Below are 17,170 nucleotides of genomic sequence, written 5' to 3'. Positions count from 1 at the left end.
GTACAGGACGTGAGAAGTCGCCTCCGCTCCGGCACCCCATTGGGGGGAGCAGAGGCCAATGGGAAGGTCGACAACCGTGCAGAACCTTGCAGCAGGTGGCGGAGGGGCCGGCGGTCTGACGCCGATCCTCATGATCGCTCTGCTCTTCGGCGTCATGTACTTCATGATGATCCGCCCCCAGCAGAAGCGTCGCCGTGAGGCCGAGCAGATGCAGTCCGCGCTCGGCGTGGGCGACGAGGTGGTCACCATCGGCGGGCTCTACGGCACGGTGACCGGGGTCGAGGACGAGACCGTCCTGATCGAGGTGGCTCCGGGCGTGCAGACCCGGTACGCCCGCCCGGCGATCGCCCGCGTGGTCAAGCGGGTCGAGGCTCCGGAGGCCGAGACGATCTCCGAGGAAGCCGAGTCGGTCAAGGAGTGACACCGGCCCCGGACGGGGCAGCGGATTCACTCACACAAGTGGATAGTTGGGTCGGCGTCCGACGCCGGCACGCGGGGAACCCCGCGCGACGCCGCCGCGTCGTGCGCAGGGGAGGCGTGCCGTCCGGCGGCGCCGGCCCCCCGGAGCAGTCGGGCGGACACCCCCGGCCCGACAATCCCGCCGCTGTCGAAGCGGCGCGACCGTACAGGGAGACAGGACAGCCGTGGCACCACCTCAGGGACAGATGCGCCCCGGACGGCAGCTCGCCGTTCTCGGGTTCATCTTCGTCGTCCTCTATCTTTTGGTGTTCTTCTCGGGCGGCGCCAGCGGTGGCTGGAAGGATCGGCTGGAGCCCCGGCTCGGCCTGGACCTCGTCGGCGGCACCCGGCTGACGCTCGAGGCCACCAACACCGTGGACGGCAAGCCCCCGACCTCCGCCAACCTGGAGGAGGCGCGCCAGATCATCGAGAACCGGGTCAACGCCTTCGGCGTGGCCGAGGCCGAGGTGGTCACCGAGGGCAACCGGAACATCGTCATCTCCCTGCCCGGCCAGAACCGCGACCTGACGAACGTCGGTGAGGCCGCCGAGCTGCGCTTCCGCAAGGTGCTCAAGGCCACCGACGGCAGCGGCGCCGCCGCCGCGCCGGCCCCGACCGCCAGCGCCACCCCGGCTCCCTCGGGCAGCGCCACCCCGGCCCCGTCGGGCAGCGCCACCCCGGCCCCGTCCGGCAGCGCCTCGCCGAAGGTGACCGCGAGCGCCGGGGCGAAGGCCACCACGTCGCCGAGCGCCGGCGGGCAGGGCGGCATGGCCCCGACGCCGAGCGTCAGCGCCGCCGCCCCGACCCCGTCGGCGACGCCCAGCGCCGCCGCGCCGAGCCCGAGCGCCAGCGCCGAGCCGGTGCCGCAGAGCGTCGAGCAGCAGCGCAAGGCCATCGAGCAGAAGGTGGGTGCGGCCGCCTGGGCCGCCGCCTCCGGCCTCCAGGCGCCGGCGGACCTGACCGCGGACCCGTCGCTGGCCGACAAGCTCAAGCCGTTCGGCACCCTCTCCCCGCAGGAGGTCGCGGTGCTGCCGGTCGGGATGCAGTTCAACGTCCCGACCATCACCTGCGCCCAGCTCGACAACCGCCCGGCCGCGTCGATCAAGGACGAGAACCAGCAGGCGGTGGCCTGCGAGTCCGGCGCCAAGTACCTGCTCGACAAGGCCAAGGTGCTGGGCACCGACGTCGACGACGCCAACGCCGTGCTCGACCAGACCAGCTCCTGGGTGGTCAGCCTGAACTTCACCGGCAAGGGCCAGGAGAAGTGGACCGCGCTGACCCGCGAGGCGTTCAACAACGAGGGTCAGGCCTGCGACCAGACCGCGCTCGGCTCGGACGGCAAGTGCCGGGTCGCCGTGGTGCTGGACAACGAGATCGTCTCGTCCCCGGAGATCCAGGGCGTGCTGACCGGTGACTCGCAGATCACCGGCAGCTTCGACAACAAGAGCGCCAACGCGCTGGCCAGCCAGCTCCGCTACGGCGCGCTGCCGGTGACCTTCGAGCCGCAGGAGCAGCAGAACGTCACCGCGACCCTGGGCGACAGCCACCTCAAGGCGGGTCTGCTGGCGGCCGGCATCGGCATGCTGCTGGTCATCATCTACTCGTTCTTCTACTACCGGCTGCTCGGCTCGGTCATCTTCCTGAGCCTGGTGCTCTCGGCGCTGCTGGTCTTCGGCGCGCTCGTGGTGCTCGGCCGGTCGATCGGGTTCACGCTCACCCTCGCCGGCATCGCCGGCATGATCGTCTCGCTCGGTGTGGCGGCGGACTCGTTCGTCATCTACTTCGAGCGACTCAAGGACGAGATCCGAGAGGGGCGCAGCCCCCGCAGCGCGGTGCCGCGGGCGTGGGTCCGGGCGCGGCGGACGATCATCTCGGCGAACGCCATCACCCTGATGTCGGCCGTGGTGCTCTACATCGTCTCGGTCGGCGCGGTGAAGGGCTTCGCCTTCGCGCTCGGCCTGGCGACCGTCCTCGACCTGGTCGTCGTGTTCCTCTTCCGCCACCCGATCATGACGATGTTCGCCCGCACCCGGGCGTTCCTGTCCCCGCGGGTCAGCGGCCTGGGCCGGGCGCTCCCGGCCCGGTCGGCCGAGGCCGGCACCGGCCGCAACCCGCGCGTCAAGGAGGCCTGAGATGGCTAAGAGTGGTCTGGCCGCCCGGCTCTACCGGGGCGAGGCCGATCTCAACATCGTCGGCAAGCGCAAGCTCTGGTTCGGCGTCGCCGGCGTGCTGGTGCTGATCGCCGTGCTGAGCTTCGCGATCAGCGGCTTCAAGCTCGGCATCGAGTTCGCCGGCGGCAACTCGTTCCAGGTGCCGGCCAGCGTCGGCACGCTGGAGCAGGCCGAGGCGAAGGTCGACGCGGCCCTCGCGGCCAAGGGCGGCGGCGCCGAGGTGGTCACCGCCCAGAAGGTCGGCAGCACCAGCGGCGAGTACTACGAGCTGCGCACCGGGCAGCTCACCGCGGAGCAGGCCAACCAGGTCAAGACCGAGATGGCGCAGTCGTTCGGCATCCAGACCGACCAGATCAGCGGCAGCCAGGTCTCCGAGGCGTGGGGCAGTCAGGTGACCTCCCGCGCCCTGCTCGGCCTGGTGATCTTCGTGGCGGTGGTGGCGATCTACCTGATCCTCCGCTTCGAGTGGCGGATGGCGGTCGCCGCGATCGCGTCGCTGTTCACGAACCTGGTGCTCACGGCCGGCATCTACTCGCTGGTCGGCTTCGAGGTCACCCCGTCGACGATCATCGGCTTCCTCACCATCCTGGGCTTCGCGCTCTACGACGTGGTGGTGGTCTTCGACAAGGTCCAGGAGAACACCCGGGGCATCACCGCCAACAACAACCAGACCTACGGCGAGGCGGCCAACCTGGCGTTGAACCAGAGCCTCATGCGGTCGCTGAACACCTCGGTGGTCGCGCTGCTCCCGGTCGGCGGCCTGCTCTTCATCGGCGCCGGCCTGCTGGGCGCGGGCACCCTGAAGGACCTGGGCCTGGTGCTCTTCGTCGGTATGGCAGTGGCCTTCCTGACCTCGATCCTGCTGGCCACCCCGCTGCTGGTGCTGCTCAAGAACCAGGAGCCGCGGATCAGCGCGCACAACAAGCGGGTGCTGGCCCGCCGGGGCGCCATCGCCCGTGGCGAGGTCACACCGAAGGGCGCGCCGCGGGCCGCGGCGGCCACCGCCGACGAGGCCATCGACCCCGAGGCGGCCGCCCTGGCCGGCGCCGCCCCGAAGGTCGGCGCGCGCCCGGCCGGCAAGCGCCCCAGCGGCGCCCGCGGCGGGCGTCCGGCCGGCGGCGGGGGCAACCGGCCCGGTGGCGCGAAGCGCCGCTGACCGCCCACCCGGTAGGGATCGACCCGGCGGCGTCCGCCATGCTGTGAAAGCGGCATGACGGACGCCGCCGTCGTTCGAGAGGACATGGGACGCACCGTGACGGAGACCCACACCACCGGAGTACGGGGAGACAGCGGCCCAGAGGTCGCCCAACTGGTCGCCAGCCGGGTGCTGGACGTGCCGGACTTCCCGAAGCCCGGAGTCATGTTCAAGGACCTGATGCCGCTCTTCGCCGACGGCACGGCCTTCCGCGAGGTGGTCGACGGGATCATCGCGTACCACGGGCGGGACTCGTTCGACGCGGTGGTCGGCATCGAGGCGCGCGGGTTCGTGCTGGCCGCGGCGGTCGCGTACGCCACCGGGGTCGGCGTGGTGCCGGTGCGCAAGGCCGGCAAGCTGCCCCGGGCCACCCACTCGGCCTCCTACGCGCTGGAGTACGGCGAGGCGACCCTGGAGGTGCACCAGGACGCCTTCACGGCCGGCCACCGGATCCTGGTCCTGGACGACGTGCTCGCCACCGGCGGCACCGCGGAGGCCACCCTGGACCTGGTGGAGCGGGCCGGCGGCACGGTGGTCGGCTTCACGGTCCTCCTGGAACTGGGCTTCCTCAAGGGGCGGGAGCGGCTCGCTCCACGTCCGGTCCATGCCCTGCTGACCGTTTGACGCCGCCGGCCCGACGGACGGTCCTGGCGCGGTCCGTCCGGCGGAGCGGCGGCGTACCCTGCGTACGGGTAGCATTGCCCTTTGCTTGACCGGGCGGGTGACCGTCCGGCGGCGCGGGGTTGCCGGGGCCGCGAGGTTCCGATGCCCGGCGCGGAACAACTCCGGCCCCTCGGCCGGTTGGACAGGACGTCGGCCGGACGGCCGGCGCTTCCCGGCGAGCGGTGAGGAGGCCGGTGTCCCACGATGTCGTCCCTCCGGTGGAGGGCACGGTGCACCCGACAGGCGACGCGGACGGCTCGGTGACCGAGCGCAGCGGCAACCCGCCGGCGCGAGTGACCGGCCCCGTGCCCGACGGGCAGGCGGACGGCGGGGCGGTCGTCGTGCCGTTCCCGACCGACGGCGCGGCGGATCCCACGCCCGGCGCCGGCTTCGCCCTTTCCAACGCGCCGACCGGCCGCAGGGTGCGCGCCCGGCTGGCCCGCTTCAACGCGCCCTGGCAGACCTCGCAGGTCAGCGAGGTGCTGGAGCCGCTGATCGCCACCCACCGGGAGAACCACCCCAAGGCCGACGCCCGCCTGCTCCAGCGCGCCTTCGACACGGCCGCGCGGTGGCACTCGGGTCAGTACCGCAAGTCCGGTGACCCCTACATCACCCACCCCCTCGCGGTGGCGACCATCCTGGCCAACCTCGGCATGGACACCACCACCCTGGTGGCGGCGCTGCTGCACGACACGATCGAGGACACGGAATACACCCTCGATGCGATGCGCGCCGACTTCGGCGGCGAGGTGGCCCTGCTGGTCGACGGCGTCACCAAGCTCGACAAGGTCAAGCTGGGCGATGCGGCCAAGGCGGAGACGATCCGCAAGATGGTCGTGGCCATGGCGAAGGACCCGCGGGTCCTGGTGATCAAGCTGGCCGACCGGCTGCACAACATGCGCACCCTGACCTTCCTGCCCCGCCCGAAGCAGGAGCAGAAGGCCAAGGAGACGCTGGAGATCCTCGCCCCGCTGGCCCACCGCCTCGGTATGAACACGATCAAGTGGGAGCTGGAGGACCTGGCCTTCGGCACGCTGTTCCCGAAGCGGTTCGAGGAGATCAACCGGCTGATCGGCGAGCACCAGCCGCAGCGCGAGGCGCTGCTGCGCCAGGTGACCCAGAAGGTGTCCACCGACCTCAAGGCCGCCAAGATCAAGGCGGAGACGACCGGCCGGCCCAAGCACCTCTACTCGATCTACCAGAAGATGATCGTGCGGGGGCGCGACTTCAACGACATCTACGACCTGGTCGGGGTGCGGATCCTGGTCGACACGGTGCGGGACTGCTACGCGGCGCTGGGCGTCATCCACGCCAACTGGCAGCCGGTGCCGGGCCGGTTCAAGGACTACATCGCCATGCCCAAGTTCAACATGTACCAGTCGTTGCACACGACGGTCATCGGGCCCACCGGCAAGCCGGTGGAGATGCAGATCCGCACCTACGCGATGCACCGCACCGCCGAGTTCGGCATCGCCGCGCACTGGAAGTACAAGGAGCACAAGGGCACCCTGGTGGTCGGCCCGCCGGCGCACATCGACGAGATGACCTGGCTGCGCCAGCTGCTGGACTGGCAGCGGGAGGCGGCCGACCCGAGCGAGTTCCTCGACGCGCTGCGGTTCGACCTGTCCAGCCAGGAGGTGTACGTCTTCACCCCGAAGGGTGACGTCATCCCGCTGCCGACCGGGTCGACGCCGGTGGACTTCGCGTACGCGGTGCACACCGAGGTCGGGCACAAGTGCATCGGCGCGCGGGTCAACGGCAAGCTGGTGCCCCTCGAGTCGACGCTGTCCAACGGCGACGTGATCGAGATCTTCACCTCGAAATCCGACACGGCCGGCCCGACGCAGGACTGGCTGGGTTTCGTCAAGAGCCCGCGCGCCCGCACCAAGATCCGCCAGTACTTCAACAAGGAGCGGCGCGAGGAGGCGATCGAGGCCGGCAAGGACTCGATCGTCAAGGCGATGCGCAAGCAGGGCATGCCGCTGCAGCGGATGCTGACCTCGGACGCGCTCATGGCGATCGCCCGGGACCTGCACCTGGCCGACGTGGCCTCGCTCTACGCGGCGGTCGGCGACAGCCAGGTCTCGGCCCAGTCGGTGGTGCAGAAGCTGATGGCCGCGTACGGGGGCGAGGAGGGCGCGGCGGAGGACATCGCCGAGACCGCCGTCGCCACCCGGCCGCCGCGCAGCCGGCAGAGCAGCAGCGACCCGGGCGTGGTGGTCCGGGGCGTCAGCGACGTCTGGATCAAGCTGGCGCGCTGCTGCACGCCGGTGCCGCCGGACGCGGTGTTCGGCTTCGTCACCCGGTCCGGCGGGGTGAGCGTGCACCGGGACGACTGCGCCAACGCGGAGGACCTGCGCGCGCAGAGCGAGCGGGTGGTCGAGGTCAGCTGGAAGCTCACCTCCGCCTCCACGTTCCTGGTGGCCATCCAGGTGGAGGCCCTCGACCGGCACAAGCTCCTCGCGGACGTGACCCGGGTGCTCTCCGACGAGCGGGTCAACATCCTCTCCGCGACGGTCACCACCACCCGGGACCGGGTGGCGGTGAGCCGGTTCAGCTTCGAGATGGCCGACCCGAAGCACCTCGGGCACCTGCTGGCCGCGGTCCGCAAGGTCGACGGCGTCTTCGACGCCTACCGGGTCACCTCCGGCGCCTGACCGCACGACGAGAAGCGCCCGCCGGCTCCGAGCCGGCGGGCGCTTTCCGTTGCGGGGGCTGTCAGCCCTGGATGTCGCTCATGCTCAGCTTGTTGATGACGATCTCCTTCTTCGGGTGACCGCCGCCGGCCTGCTGGGCGAAGGCGCCGTCGTCACCGGCCGCGGCCACCTGCTTCACCAGGTCCATGCCGCCGGTGATGGTGCCGAGCACGGTGTAGTTCGGGTCGAGCTGGGAGTCGCCGTAGACGATGAAGAACTGGCTGCCCGTGCTGCCCGGCTGGCCGGAGTTGGCCATCGCGATGACGCCCTCCGGGTAGGGGGGCCGCTTGTCGGTGGGCAGGTTCTCCTCGGCCAGGTTGTAGCTCGGGCCGCCGGTGCCGTCGGTCTCCCGCCAGCCCTTGCCGGTCGCGCTCGGGTCGCCGCACTGGAGCACCTTGATGCCCTGGGTGACCAGCCGGTGGCACTTGGTGTTGTCGAAGAAGCCCTTGCTGGCCAGGTGGGTGAAGCTGCCGGCGGTGCAGGGCACCAGGCTCCGGTCGAGCTTCGTGGTGATCGGGCCCAGGTTGGTGTCGATCGTCATGGTCTGGGTGCCCTTGTTGGCCTGCTGGGTCGCGGGCAGCCCGACGTCCTTGATCTGTTTCGGGCGCCCCTCCTTGGGGACCTCCGTGTAGGTGCACTGGGAGAACCCGCCGCCGCCGGCGGTGTTCTGCTTCTTGTCGTCACCGCCGAGCGAGGTGGCGAGCCAGACGGTGCCGGCCACGACGAGCACCAGCACGGCCGCGGCGCCGACGATGGCCTGGGTCTGCCGACGCTTGCGGGCCTTGGCGGCACGCTCGGCCATCTCCCGCTCGAGGCGGGCCCGCGCCGCCGCGCGCTGCCGCTCTCTCGTGGACGTCACGGTCACTCCTCACATGCTTTTCGGGTGCGGCGGTGCTCGCCGCTGCTCAGGGTGGGGCGGCCGGGTCAGCCGGCGCTGGGGCTCGCCGCGGGCGCGCTCGTGGCGGCCGGCGCGGCGTTCGGCCCGCCGACGGTGAGGCTCTGGATCACCACGTCCGTCTTCGGCTTGACCTTGGCCCCACCCCCATTGTCCACGGTCGGCAGGGCGCCGATCTTCTCCACCACGTCGAGGCCGCCGGTGACCTTGCCGACGACGGTGTACGCCGGCGTGGCCGGGTTGAAGTCCTTGAAGAAGATCAGGAACTGGCTGCCGTTGCTGCCGGGCGGGTTGCCGATCATGGCGACCGTGCCCTTCGGGTACGCCGGGGGCTGCGCCGGCGCCGGCGAGGCGGACGGGCTGGCCTCCGGCGTGGTGGGGACGTTCTCGTTGTAGAACGAGTAGGTCGGGCCGCCCATGCCGCTGCCGCTCGGGTCGCCGCAGCGCAACGCCCCCTCGGTGGTGATCTCGTGGCACTTGGTGTTGTCGTAGAACGACTTGCCGGCCAGGAACGAGATGCTCGCGGCGCCGCACGGAGCAGCGGCCAGGTCCAGGTCGGCCGTGATCGGGCCGCCCTGGTTGGTGGTGACCGTCATGGTCCGGGTGCCCTCGGTGGGCAGCCCGGTGGTGGCCGGGGTGCCCACGTCCTTGAGGTTGGTGTTGGCCGTGGCGTCCTGCGGCGTCCAGAGGCAGGTGTCCTCGGCGGCCTGCTTCTTCGGCTCGGAGTCGAAGGCGCCGAGCGCCCAGGCCGAACCGACCACGATCAACGCGAGCACCACGGCGGCGCCGACGCCGGCCTGGATCTGCCGGCGGCGCTTGGCGGCCGCGGCCCGCCGGGCGAGCTGCCGGTCGAGCTTGGCCCGCGCCAGTTTGCGCTGCCGGTCCCTGCTGGAAGCCACCCGTGCTCCCCTTCCTCTACCCTGGTCCTGGCCGGCGCCGGGCGCTGCTCGCCCGCTTGTCGCGGGGGTGCGCCACGCCACACGCCCGCCAGAGTGTACGGGTACCGGCTGGGAAAGTGGTGTACGAGGTCCGGCCTCGGTTTATCGGGCGTTGTCACTGTGCCTGGCGTGACGACTGGGGCCGGTGGTCGGCGAAACCCGGTCGCCCGTACGGCTAGGCTGCTGACAGGGACGACGACCGGACGGAAGGGGAGCGGACGTGCTCGTGGCCGGCTTTCCCGCGGACGCCTTCGGCACCAACTGCTATGTGGTGGCGACCGCGCCGGGGGAGCAGTGCGTGGTGGTCGACCCCGGCATCGGGGTGCTCGACCGGCTCGACGCCGTGCTCGCCGAGCACCGCCTGCACCCGGCCGCCGTGCTGCTCACCCACGGCCACCTCGACCACACCTTCTCGGTGGCCCCGGTCTGCGGCGCGCGGGGCATCCCCGCGTACGTCCACCCGGAGGACCGGGAGCTGCTGGCCGACCCGGCCAAGGCGCTCTCGATGGACCTCACCCAGCTCTTCGGTGGGCGGCTGCCGTACGCCGAGCCGGAGGACGTGGCGGAGCTGACCGACGGCGCGACGCTGTCGCTGGCCGGGTTGGAGATCACCGTCGACCACGCCCCGGGCCATACCGGCGGGTCGGTGCTGTTCCGGATGCCCGGCGCCGGCTCGCCCTGGGAGGCCGACCAGATCTGCCTCTCCGGTGACGTGCTCTTCGCGGGCTCGATCGGCCGCACCGACCTGCCGGGCGGCAGCATGCCCCGCATGCTGGCCAGCCTCCGGGAGAAGGTTCTCCCGCTGGCCGACGACACGGTCGTCCTGCCCGGCCACGGCCCCCAGACCACCATCGGCCGCGAGCGCGCGAGCAACCCGTACCTCATCGAGGTGTCGGGCATCGGCGGCGCGCGCCCGGCCGCGCCCACCCGCGGCCTGTAACCCGGCCGCGACCCACGACCTCACCGCGCGGTCCCGCGCGGCGCCCAAGGAGTACGCGATGAGCAAGCCCACGCCCATCTCCGGTTTCCCGGAGTGGACGCCCGCCCAGCGGATGATCGAGCAGTTCGTGCTCGACCAGATCCGCGCCACCTTCGAGCTGTACGGCTTCGCGCCGCTGGAGACGCGCTCGGTCGAGCCCCTCGACCAGCTGCTGCGCAAGGGGGAGACCTCGAAGGAGGTCTACGTGCTGCGCCGGCTGCAGGCCGACACCGACGGCCCCGCCGGTGACGACGCGCTCGGCCTGCACTTCGACCTGACCGTGCCGTTCGCCCGGTACGTGCTGGAGAACGCCGGCAAGCTCCAGTTCCCGTTCCGCCGCTACCAGATCCAGAAGGTGTGGCGGGGCGAGCGCCCGCAGGAGGGTCGCTACCGGGAGTTCCTCCAGGCCGACATCGACATCGTCGACCGGGACACCCTGCCGGCCGACTACGAGGCGGAGATGCCGCTGGTGATCGGCGACGCGCTGCGCTCGCTGCCGATCCCGCCGGTGCGGATCCAGGTGAACAACCGCAAGATCTGCGAGGGCTTCTACCGGGGCATCGGGCTGACCGACCCGGAGGCGGCGCTGCGCGCGGTCGACAAGCTCGACAAGATCGGTCCGGCGAAGGTCGCCGAGCTGCTGGCGGAGACCGCCGGGGCGAGCGAGGCGCAGGCCAAGGCGTGTCTGGCGCTGGCCGAGATCTCCGCGCCGGACGCCTCGTTCGCCGACGCGGTGCGCGCCCTCGGGGTGACCGATCCGCTGCTGGACGAGGGCATCGCCGAGCTGGTGGCGGTGGTGGAGACCGCCGCCGCGCACTCGCCCGGCCTCTGCGTCGCCGACCTGCGGATCGCGCGCGGCCTGGACTACTACACGGGCACGGTCTACGAGACGCAGCTGATCGGCTACGAGCGGTTCGGCTCGGTCTGCTCCGGCGGCCGGTACGACAACCTGGCCAGCTCCGGCACCACCCGCTTCCCCGGCGTGGGCATCTCGATCGGGGTGACCCGGCTGCTCGGCCTGCTCTTCGGCTCGGGCGCGCTGTCGGTGTCCCGGGACGTGCCGACCTGCGTGCTGGTCGCGGTGACCGCCGAGGAGGAGCGGGCGGCCAGCAACCGGGTGGCCGAGGCGCTGCGCTCGCGGGGCATCCCGACCGAGGTGTCGCCGAGCGCGGCCAAGTTCGGCAAGCAGATCCGGTACGCCGAGCGGCGCGGTATCCCGTACGTCTGGTTCCCGGGGGCCGAGGGCGACGAGGTGAAGGACATCCGCTCGGGCGAGCAGGTGGCCGCCGCGGCGGGGGAGTGGACGCCGCCCCGCGCCGACCTGAAGCCGCTGGTCGGGCCGGTCACGGCTGGCGCCTGACGACGATTGGACCTACGGTGGCGTAAGTTACGCCACCGTAGGGAGATCGCCGTGACCGTGCTCAGCCAGACCGCTCTGCTCCTCGAACTCGAACCCGTGGTCGAGAAGAACCTCGACCGGCACCTGTCGCTGGCCAAGGAGTGGTTCCCGCACGAGTACGTGCCGTGGAGCGAGGGGCGGACCTTCGACGGCCCGCTCGGCGGCGAGCCCTGGACCGAGGGCGACTCCACCATCCCCGACGTGGCCCGGACCGCGCTGATCGTCAACCTGCTCACCGAGGACAACCTGCCCTCGTACCACCACGAGATCGCCACGCTGTTCGGGCGGGACGGCGCGTGGGGGACCTGGGTGCACCGGTGGACCGCCGAGGAGGGGCGGCACGGCACGGCGATCCGCGACTACCTGACGGTGACCCGGGCGGTCGACCCGGTGGCCCTGGAACGGGCCCGGATGACGCACATGTCGGCGGGCTACGTGAACACCCACGACGACGAGGTGCTGCACTCGCTGGCGTACGTCTCGTTCCAGGAGCTGGCCACCCGGATCTCGCACCGCAACACCGGGCGGGCGACCGGCGACCCGGCCTGCGAGGCGCTGCTGGCCCGGGTGGCGGCCGACGAGAACCTGCACATGGTCTTCTACCGCAACCTGCTCGGCGCCGCCTTCGAGCTGGCCCCGAACCAGGCCATGCGGGCCGTGGCGGACGTGCTGGCCGACTTCCAGATGCCGGGCGTGGGCATCGACGGCTTCGCCCGCAAGTCGGTGGCGATCGCGTTGGCCGGCATCTACGACCTGCGCCAGCACCGGGACGAGGTGGTGCTCCCGGTGCTGCGCCAGTGGAACCTCTTCGAGGCGACCGGGCTGGACGCCGACGGCGAGGCCGCCCGCGACCAGATCGCCGCCCAGCTGGAGACCCTGGAGACCCAGGCGTCCCGGTTCGAGGAGAAGCGCGCGGCCCGCGCCGCCCGCCTCGCCGCGGCCCGCTGAGGGCAGCCCCGGGCGCGGGTTCAGGCGGGCTGGTCGAGGGGGAAGATCAGGCAGCTCGACGTGGCGTGCGCGACCAGCCGGTCGCGCGCGTCGGTCAGCCGCGCCTCGGCCAGGGCGGTGCGGCGGCCCCGCTGGAGCACGGTGCCCTCGCTGCGCAGGGTGCCGCTGGCGACCGTGACCGGGCGAAGGAACTTCACGTTCAGGTCCAGCGAGGTGTAGCCCACGCCGGCCGGCAGGGTGGTGTGCACGGCACACGCGGCGGCGGTGTCCAGCAGCGTGGACAGGACGCCGCCGTGCACGGTGCCCAGCGGGTTGTAGTGGAACTCCTGCGGCACGAGCTCGACCGCGACGCGGCCCTCGTCCGCCTCCATCCGGGACATGTCGATGAGGTGCATGACCGGCGGTGCGGCCAGCTCGCCGGCGATCATGGCGCGCAGCAGTTCCAGGCCGCCGCGCCGGCCGATGTGCGCGGCCCCGGCGACCGGGTCGGACCAGGTGAAGGTGCGGCTGCGCTCCTGCGTCTGTGTCATGGACGCAGCCTCGCAGCGCGTTGCTGAGTCTGTCAATCAGACCTAGCCTGGTCGGCATGAGACCCGCGGCACTGGACTGGTCGGTCGAGAACTGCACGATCGCCCGCGCCATGGAGATCCTCGGCGAGCGGTGGACCCTGGTCGTGCTCCGGGAGGTCTTCAGCGGCGTACGCCGCTTCGACGACATGCGGGTGCGCACCGGCATCCCCCGGCAGGTGCTCACCAACCGGCTGGCCATGCTGGTCGAGCAGGGTGTGCTGCGCCGGGAGCCGTACCGGGAGCCGGGCAGCCGGCTGCGGCACGAGTACCGGCTCACCGGCAAGGGGCTCGACCTCTGGCCGGTGCTGGTGGCGGTGCTCGGCTGGGGTGACCGCTACCTCGCCGACCCGGAGGGTTCGCCGCTGGCCGTGACCCACCGCGACTGCGGCGCGGAGGTGCGCGTGGCGCTGCATTGCGCCGAGGGGCACGAGGTGACCGACCCGCGCGACGTGCTGCCGCGCCCCGGCCCGGGCGCCCGCCGCCGCGGCTGAACGGACCGCCCGGCTCTGACAGCCGATGTCGATGATGTTGCTTCGCGGTTACATCGCGCGGCCCTGCGAATTCGGGCAAAGGCATGTCTTGCTTAGGATCTTAAATATGTGAATACTTTGGTGACCCGGCCGGTTTCCCCAGGTCGGCCGGGTTGTCCTCGGGCGCGTCCACATGACAGTGCCCGTCACCCCCATCCGGAGGTTGTTACATGCGACCCACGAGGTCCACACTCCGCCGCGCCGTCGCCGTCGCGGTGGCCGGCACCCTGGTCACCGGATCGCTGCTCGGCGCACCCGCTCAGGCGGCCCCCGCCTCGCCCGCCTCGCCCGACGCCGCCGCCGCCCTCGCCACGAAGCTCGGTGACCGCGCCGCCGGCGCGTACGCCGACAGCAGCGGCACCATGGTCGTCGCGGTGACCGACGCCGCGGCCGCCCGCCAGGTCCGCGCCGCGGGCGCCACCCCGAAGCTCGTCACCCGGGGCGCCGACAAGCTCGCGGCGGCCACCAACGAGCTGGAGCGGTCCGCCAAGATCCCGGGCACCGCCTGGTGGACCGACCCGGCCACCAACCAGGTCGTCGTCTCCGTGGACAGCACCGTCACCGGCGCGAAGCTGGAGCGGGTCAAGGCCGCCGCCGCCCGCACCGGTGGCGCGGTCCGGATCGAGGCCGAGGCCGGCGTGCTCAGCACCCGGATCTCCGGCGGCCAGGCCATCTACACCGGTGGCTACCGCTGCTCGCTGGGCTTCAACGTGCGCAGCGGCTCGACCTACTACTTCCTGACCGCCGGTCACTGCACCAACCTGGGTTCGACCTGGTACTCGAACTCCGGCCAGACCAGCGTGCTGGGCACCCGTGCCGGCACCAGCTTCCCGGGCAACGACTACGGCATCGTGCGGCACAGCAACTCGGCCAACGCGGCCGGCAACGTCTACCTCTACAACGGCACCTACCAGGACATCACCACGGCCGGCAACGCCTACGTCGGCCAGTCCGTCCGGCGCTCCGGCAGCACCACCGGCGTGCGCAGCGGCTCGGTGACCGCCCTGAACGCCACCGTCAACTACGCCGAGGGCAGCGTCTCCGGCCTGATCCGCACCACCGTCTGCGCCGAGGGTGGCGACAGCGGCGGCTCGCTCTTCGCCGGCAGCACCGCGCTGGGCCTCACCTCCGGTGGCAGCGGCAACTGCTCCTCCGGCGGCACCACCTACTTCCAGCCGGTCACCGAGGTGCTGAGCCGCTACGGCGTCAGCGTCTTCTGATCGACCGCACGCGAACGGGCCGCCGGGACGACCGGCGGCCCGTCCGCATCCGTGGATCACCGGACTGACCGCCGCCGGGCGGGGTACGTTCCGGCCGGTGAGCGCCCCCATGACCCCGACCGCGCAGCCGGCGTCCGCCTGGGCGCCGCTGCGCATCGCCGCGTTCCGCGGCCTCTGGCTGGCCGTGCTGGCCAGCAACGTCGGCACCTGGATGCAGACCGTCGGCGCCCAGTGGCTGCTGGTGGACCAGCCCAACGCGCCGACCCTGGTCTCCCTGGTGCAGACCGCCAGCCTGCTGCCGGTGCTCCTGCTGGCCCTGCCGGCCGGCGCCCTCGCCGACACCTTCGACCGGCGGCGGCTGCTGATCGCCGTGCAGTGCTTCCTGGCCGCGGTCGGCGTCCTGCTCACGGCGCTGACCGCGGCCCACCGGATGCCGCCGGCCCTGCTGCTCACCCTCACCTTCGGCCTGGGCGTCGGGCAGGCGCTCACCCTGCCGGCCTGGCAGGCGGTGATCCCCGAGCTGGTGCCCCGGGCGCAGCTCGTCTCCGCCTCGGCGCTCGGCTCGATCAGCGTCAACCTGGCCCGCTCGGTCGGGCCCGCGGTGGCCGGCCTGCTGGTGGCCCGGGCCGGCGTCGCGGTGGTCTTCGCGGTCAACGCCGTCTCGTTCGCGATCTTCGCGCTGGCGCTGCTGCGCTGGCGTCCCGACCGGCCGGAGACCGAGCCGGTGCCGGAACGGTTCACCGCGGCGCTGCGGGCCGGCGGCCGGTACGTCCGGCACTCCCCGGTGGTGCGCCGGATCCTGCTGCGGGCCGCCCTGTTCGTGGTGCCGGGCAGCGCGCTGTGGGCGCTGCTGCCGCTGGTCGCCAGCCGCCGGCTCGGCCTGGGCGCCGGCGGGTACGGCGTGCTGCTCGGCGCGCTCGGCGTCGGCGCGGTGGCCGGCGCCCTGGTCCTGCCCCGGGTCCGCCGGGTGCTCTCCAGCAACCGGCTGCTGCTCCTCGCCGGCCTGCTCTACGCCGGGGTGCTGCTGGTCCTCGCGCTGGTGCCGGAGCCGGTCGTGGCGGTGGCCGCGCTGGTGCCCGCCGGGCTGGCCTGGATGACCGTGCTGTCCAGCGTCAACGCCGCCATGCAGCTGTTCCTCCCCGGCTGGGTACGCGCCCGCGGCCTGTCCGTCTACCAGATGGTCTTCGCCGGCGGGCAGGCGCTCGGCGCGGTCGCCTGGGGCGGGCTCGGCGAGGTCACCGGCCTGGTCGTGGCGCTCACGGCGGCCGCCGTGGTGATGGCGGTCGGCGCGTTCAGCGTGCTGCTCTGGCCGCTGCGGGAGACCCGCGGCGTGGACCGCGACCCGGCGATCTACTGGCCCGAGCCGAACCTGGCCCTGGAGCCGCAGCCGCGCGGCGGCCCGGTGCTGGTCACCGTCTCCTACACGGTCCACCCCGAGCGGCAGGCCGAGTTCGTCGAGGCGATGCGCGTGGTCGGCCGGTCCCGGCGGCGGACCGGGGCGATGCGCTGGGGGTTGTTCCGGGCCGGGGAGCGGACGCACGGCTTCGTCGAGGTCTACCAGGTCCCGTCCTGGGAGGAGCACCTGCGCCAGCACGGCGGCCGCCTCACCGGGGCGGACCGGGCGGTCGAGGAGCGCGCCCGGGCGCTCGCCGACGGCGACGTACGGGTCAACCACCTGCTCCCGGCCGACCCGGACTGACCGGCGGCCCGTCCGGCCGGGCCGGGTCCGCCGCCGGTGGTTCCGGTGACCGCGCGAGGAAGCGGCGGTGCGCCCGCCGGGCGGACAGGACCGCGGCCAGCGGCCAGAGCGCGACGGCCAGCGCGGCCACCCGCTCGGCCAGCCCGGTCCGCGACCCGCCGGTCACCTCGACGACGAACCAGCCGAAGAGGACCAGCAGCAGCGCGGTCGCGGCCAGCGCCACCGGCCGGCGGAACGCCCACGGCGGCGTGCCGGCGGGCGAGGCGGCCACGCCGCGCCGGACGGCCCGGGGCAGCCGCAGCGCCGACCCGGCCGGCCAGAGCGACAGGGCGAGCACCGCGATCGTGGCCACCGTCCCGTGTGCCGGCGACCCGCCGACCTGCGGCCGGGGAAAGGCGATCAGCGCGATGGTGGCCGTCCCGCCGAGCGCGAGCAGGAACCGGCTGGGCAACCCGGCCGCGTGCAGGACCAGCGCGGTGCCCAGGTAGCAGCAGCCGAGCAGCGCCAGGCAGCCCGCCATGAGCCACGAGTCGGTCGCGCCCTCGCCGGCCAGTTCGCTGATCGTGTCCCGCACCGGGTCGTAGCCGGGCGGCTGCCGGGCGCCGGCCACCGTCCAGCCCGCCACCAGCAGGACGGGCGCGGCCGCCGCCGTGGCCACGGCCCAGCTCGGTACGGCACGCACCCGGCCACGGTAACCGCCCGGCCCGGCCCCGGTCCGGGGTTCGGCGCGGGCCCGGCCTGGCGGGTGCCCGGGAGCCGGCCCGCCCGCCCTGACAGAATGCGGGGAGCAGACGTGGACCAGATGAGGA

The 17,170-nt window shown here is 72.7% G+C and carries 15 protein-coding genes; 11 read left to right on the top strand and 4 right to left on the bottom strand.

The window, feature by feature from the left end:
- Positions 1-130 precede the first annotated feature (130 nt).
- The 5 genes from yajC (at position 131) to RMN56_RS00560 (ending at position 7,145) form a co-directional block, all read left to right on the top strand.
- Complete coding sequence (gene yajC / locus RMN56_RS00580; RefSeq protein ID WP_376787256.1) at positions 131-421, top strand: preprotein translocase subunit YajC; 291 nt, start codon at positions 131-133, stop codon at positions 419-421.
- A 223-nt stretch (positions 422-644) separates the two neighbouring features.
- On the top strand, positions 645-2,591 hold the full coding sequence (gene secD, locus RMN56_RS00575) for a protein translocase subunit SecD (protein WP_313721818.1): 1,947 nt from the start codon (positions 645-647) through the stop codon (positions 2,589-2,591).
- A 1-nt stretch (position 2,592) separates the two neighbouring features.
- On the top strand, positions 2,593-3,786 hold the full coding sequence (gene secF, locus RMN56_RS00570; protein ID WP_313721817.1) for a protein translocase subunit SecF: 1,194 nt from the start codon (positions 2,593-2,595) through the stop codon (positions 3,784-3,786).
- A gap of 96 nt (positions 3,787-3,882) precedes the next feature.
- On the top strand, positions 3,883-4,449 hold the full coding sequence (locus RMN56_RS00565; protein WP_313721816.1) for an adenine phosphoribosyltransferase: 567 nt from the start codon (positions 3,883-3,885) through the stop codon (positions 4,447-4,449).
- A 257-nt stretch (positions 4,450-4,706) separates the two neighbouring features.
- On the top strand, positions 4,707-7,145 hold the full coding sequence (locus RMN56_RS00560; protein ID WP_313724618.1) for a RelA/SpoT family protein: 2,439 nt from the start codon (positions 4,707-4,709) through the stop codon (positions 7,143-7,145).
- A 61-nt stretch (positions 7,146-7,206) separates the two neighbouring features.
- Here the strand turns inward: RMN56_RS00560 and RMN56_RS00555 are convergent, their stop codons facing one another.
- Together RMN56_RS00555 and RMN56_RS00550 are read right to left on the bottom strand one after the other, a co-directional pair.
- A complete protein-coding gene (locus RMN56_RS00555) occupies positions 7,207-8,043 on the bottom strand; it encodes a peptidylprolyl isomerase (protein WP_313721815.1) in 837 nt (278 codons plus the stop codon).
- Positions 8,044-8,108: 65 nt separating this feature from the next.
- Complete coding sequence (locus tag RMN56_RS00550) at positions 8,109-8,978, bottom strand: peptidylprolyl isomerase (protein WP_313721813.1); 870 nt, start codon at positions 8,976-8,978, stop codon at positions 8,109-8,111.
- Between the two features lie 259 nt (positions 8,979-9,237).
- Here RMN56_RS00550 and RMN56_RS00545 point away from each other — a divergent pair, with 259 nt between their 5' ends.
- Genes RMN56_RS00545 through RMN56_RS00535 form a run of 3 tightly spaced genes read left to right on the top strand, consistent with a single transcriptional unit; the run spans position 9,238 to position 12,343 of the window.
- The gene (locus RMN56_RS00545) at positions 9,238-9,957 is read left to right on the top strand and encodes an MBL fold metallo-hydrolase (RefSeq protein ID WP_313721811.1); all 720 of its coding nucleotides are present in this window, start codon (positions 9,238-9,240) and stop codon (positions 9,955-9,957) included.
- Positions 9,958-10,015: 58 nt separating this feature from the next.
- A complete protein-coding gene (hisS, locus tag RMN56_RS00540; RefSeq protein ID WP_313721810.1) occupies positions 10,016-11,356 on the top strand; it encodes a histidine--tRNA ligase in 1,341 nt (446 codons plus the stop codon).
- 51 nt (positions 11,357-11,407) lie between these two features.
- Positions 11,408-12,343, top strand: a complete 936-nt coding sequence (locus RMN56_RS00535; RefSeq protein WP_313721809.1) for an acyl-ACP desaturase — start codon at positions 11,408-11,410, stop codon at positions 12,341-12,343.
- 20 nt (positions 12,344-12,363) lie between these two features.
- Here the strand turns inward: RMN56_RS00535 and RMN56_RS00530 are convergent, their stop codons facing one another.
- Positions 12,364-12,873 carry a PaaI family thioesterase gene (locus RMN56_RS00530; protein ID WP_313721808.1) on the bottom strand — a complete coding sequence of 170 codons (510 nt, stop codon included), beginning with the start codon at positions 12,871-12,873 and terminating at the stop codon, positions 12,364-12,366.
- A 56-nt stretch (positions 12,874-12,929) separates the two neighbouring features.
- Here RMN56_RS00530 and RMN56_RS00525 point away from each other — a divergent pair, with 56 nt between their 5' ends.
- The 3 genes from RMN56_RS00525 (at position 12,930) to RMN56_RS00515 (ending at position 16,361) form a co-directional block, all read left to right on the top strand.
- Positions 12,930-13,403, top strand: coding sequence for a winged helix-turn-helix transcriptional regulator (locus RMN56_RS00525; protein ID WP_313721807.1), 474 nt, complete (start codon positions 12,930-12,932; stop codon positions 13,401-13,403).
- Between the two features lie 209 nt (positions 13,404-13,612).
- Positions 13,613-14,662 carry a S1 family peptidase gene (locus RMN56_RS00520; protein ID WP_313721806.1) on the top strand — a complete coding sequence of 350 codons (1,050 nt, stop codon included), beginning with the start codon at positions 13,613-13,615 and terminating at the stop codon, positions 14,660-14,662.
- Between the two features lie 97 nt (positions 14,663-14,759).
- Entirely contained in the window at positions 14,760-16,361 is a 1,602-nt protein-coding gene (locus RMN56_RS00515; RefSeq protein WP_313721805.1) for an MFS transporter, read from the top strand.
- Here the strand turns inward: RMN56_RS00515 and RMN56_RS00510 are convergent.
- Positions 16,330-17,043: a DUF998 domain-containing protein gene (locus tag RMN56_RS00510; RefSeq protein WP_313721804.1), complete on the bottom strand. Its 714-nt coding sequence runs from the start codon at positions 17,041-17,043 to the stop codon at positions 16,330-16,332. The two genes, RMN56_RS00515 and RMN56_RS00510, sit on opposite strands and share 32 nt — an antisense overlap.
- Between the last annotated feature and the right edge of the window lie 127 nt (positions 17,044-17,170).

The sequence above is a fragment of the Micromonospora halotolerans genome (assembly GCF_032108445.1).
Lineage (GTDB): Bacteria > Actinomycetota > Actinomycetes > Mycobacteriales > Micromonosporaceae > Micromonospora > Micromonospora halotolerans.
This window is presented reverse-complemented; position numbering and strand designations above follow the sequence as displayed.

Bases quoted from the DNA above. Each gene is read 5' to 3' on its own strand.
- RMN56_RS00525 (WP_313721807.1), top strand. From the start codon at position 12,930: ATGAGACCCGCGGCACTGGACTGGTCGGTCGAGAACTGCACGATCGCC.
- hisS (WP_313721810.1), top strand. From the start codon at position 10,016: ATGAGCAAGCCCACGCCCATCTCCGGTTTCCCGGAGTGGACGCCCGCC.
- RMN56_RS00530 (WP_313721808.1), bottom strand. From the start codon at position 12,873: ATGACACAGACGCAGGAGCGCAGCCGCACCTTCACCTGGTCCGACCCG.
- yajC (WP_376787256.1), top strand. From the start codon at position 131: ATGATCGCTCTGCTCTTCGGCGTCATGTACTTCATGATGATCCGCCCC.
- secF (WP_313721817.1), top strand. From the start codon at position 2,593: ATGGCTAAGAGTGGTCTGGCCGCCCGGCTCTACCGGGGCGAGGCCGAT.
- RMN56_RS00520 (WP_313721806.1), top strand. From the start codon at position 13,613: ATGCGACCCACGAGGTCCACACTCCGCCGCGCCGTCGCCGTCGCGGTG.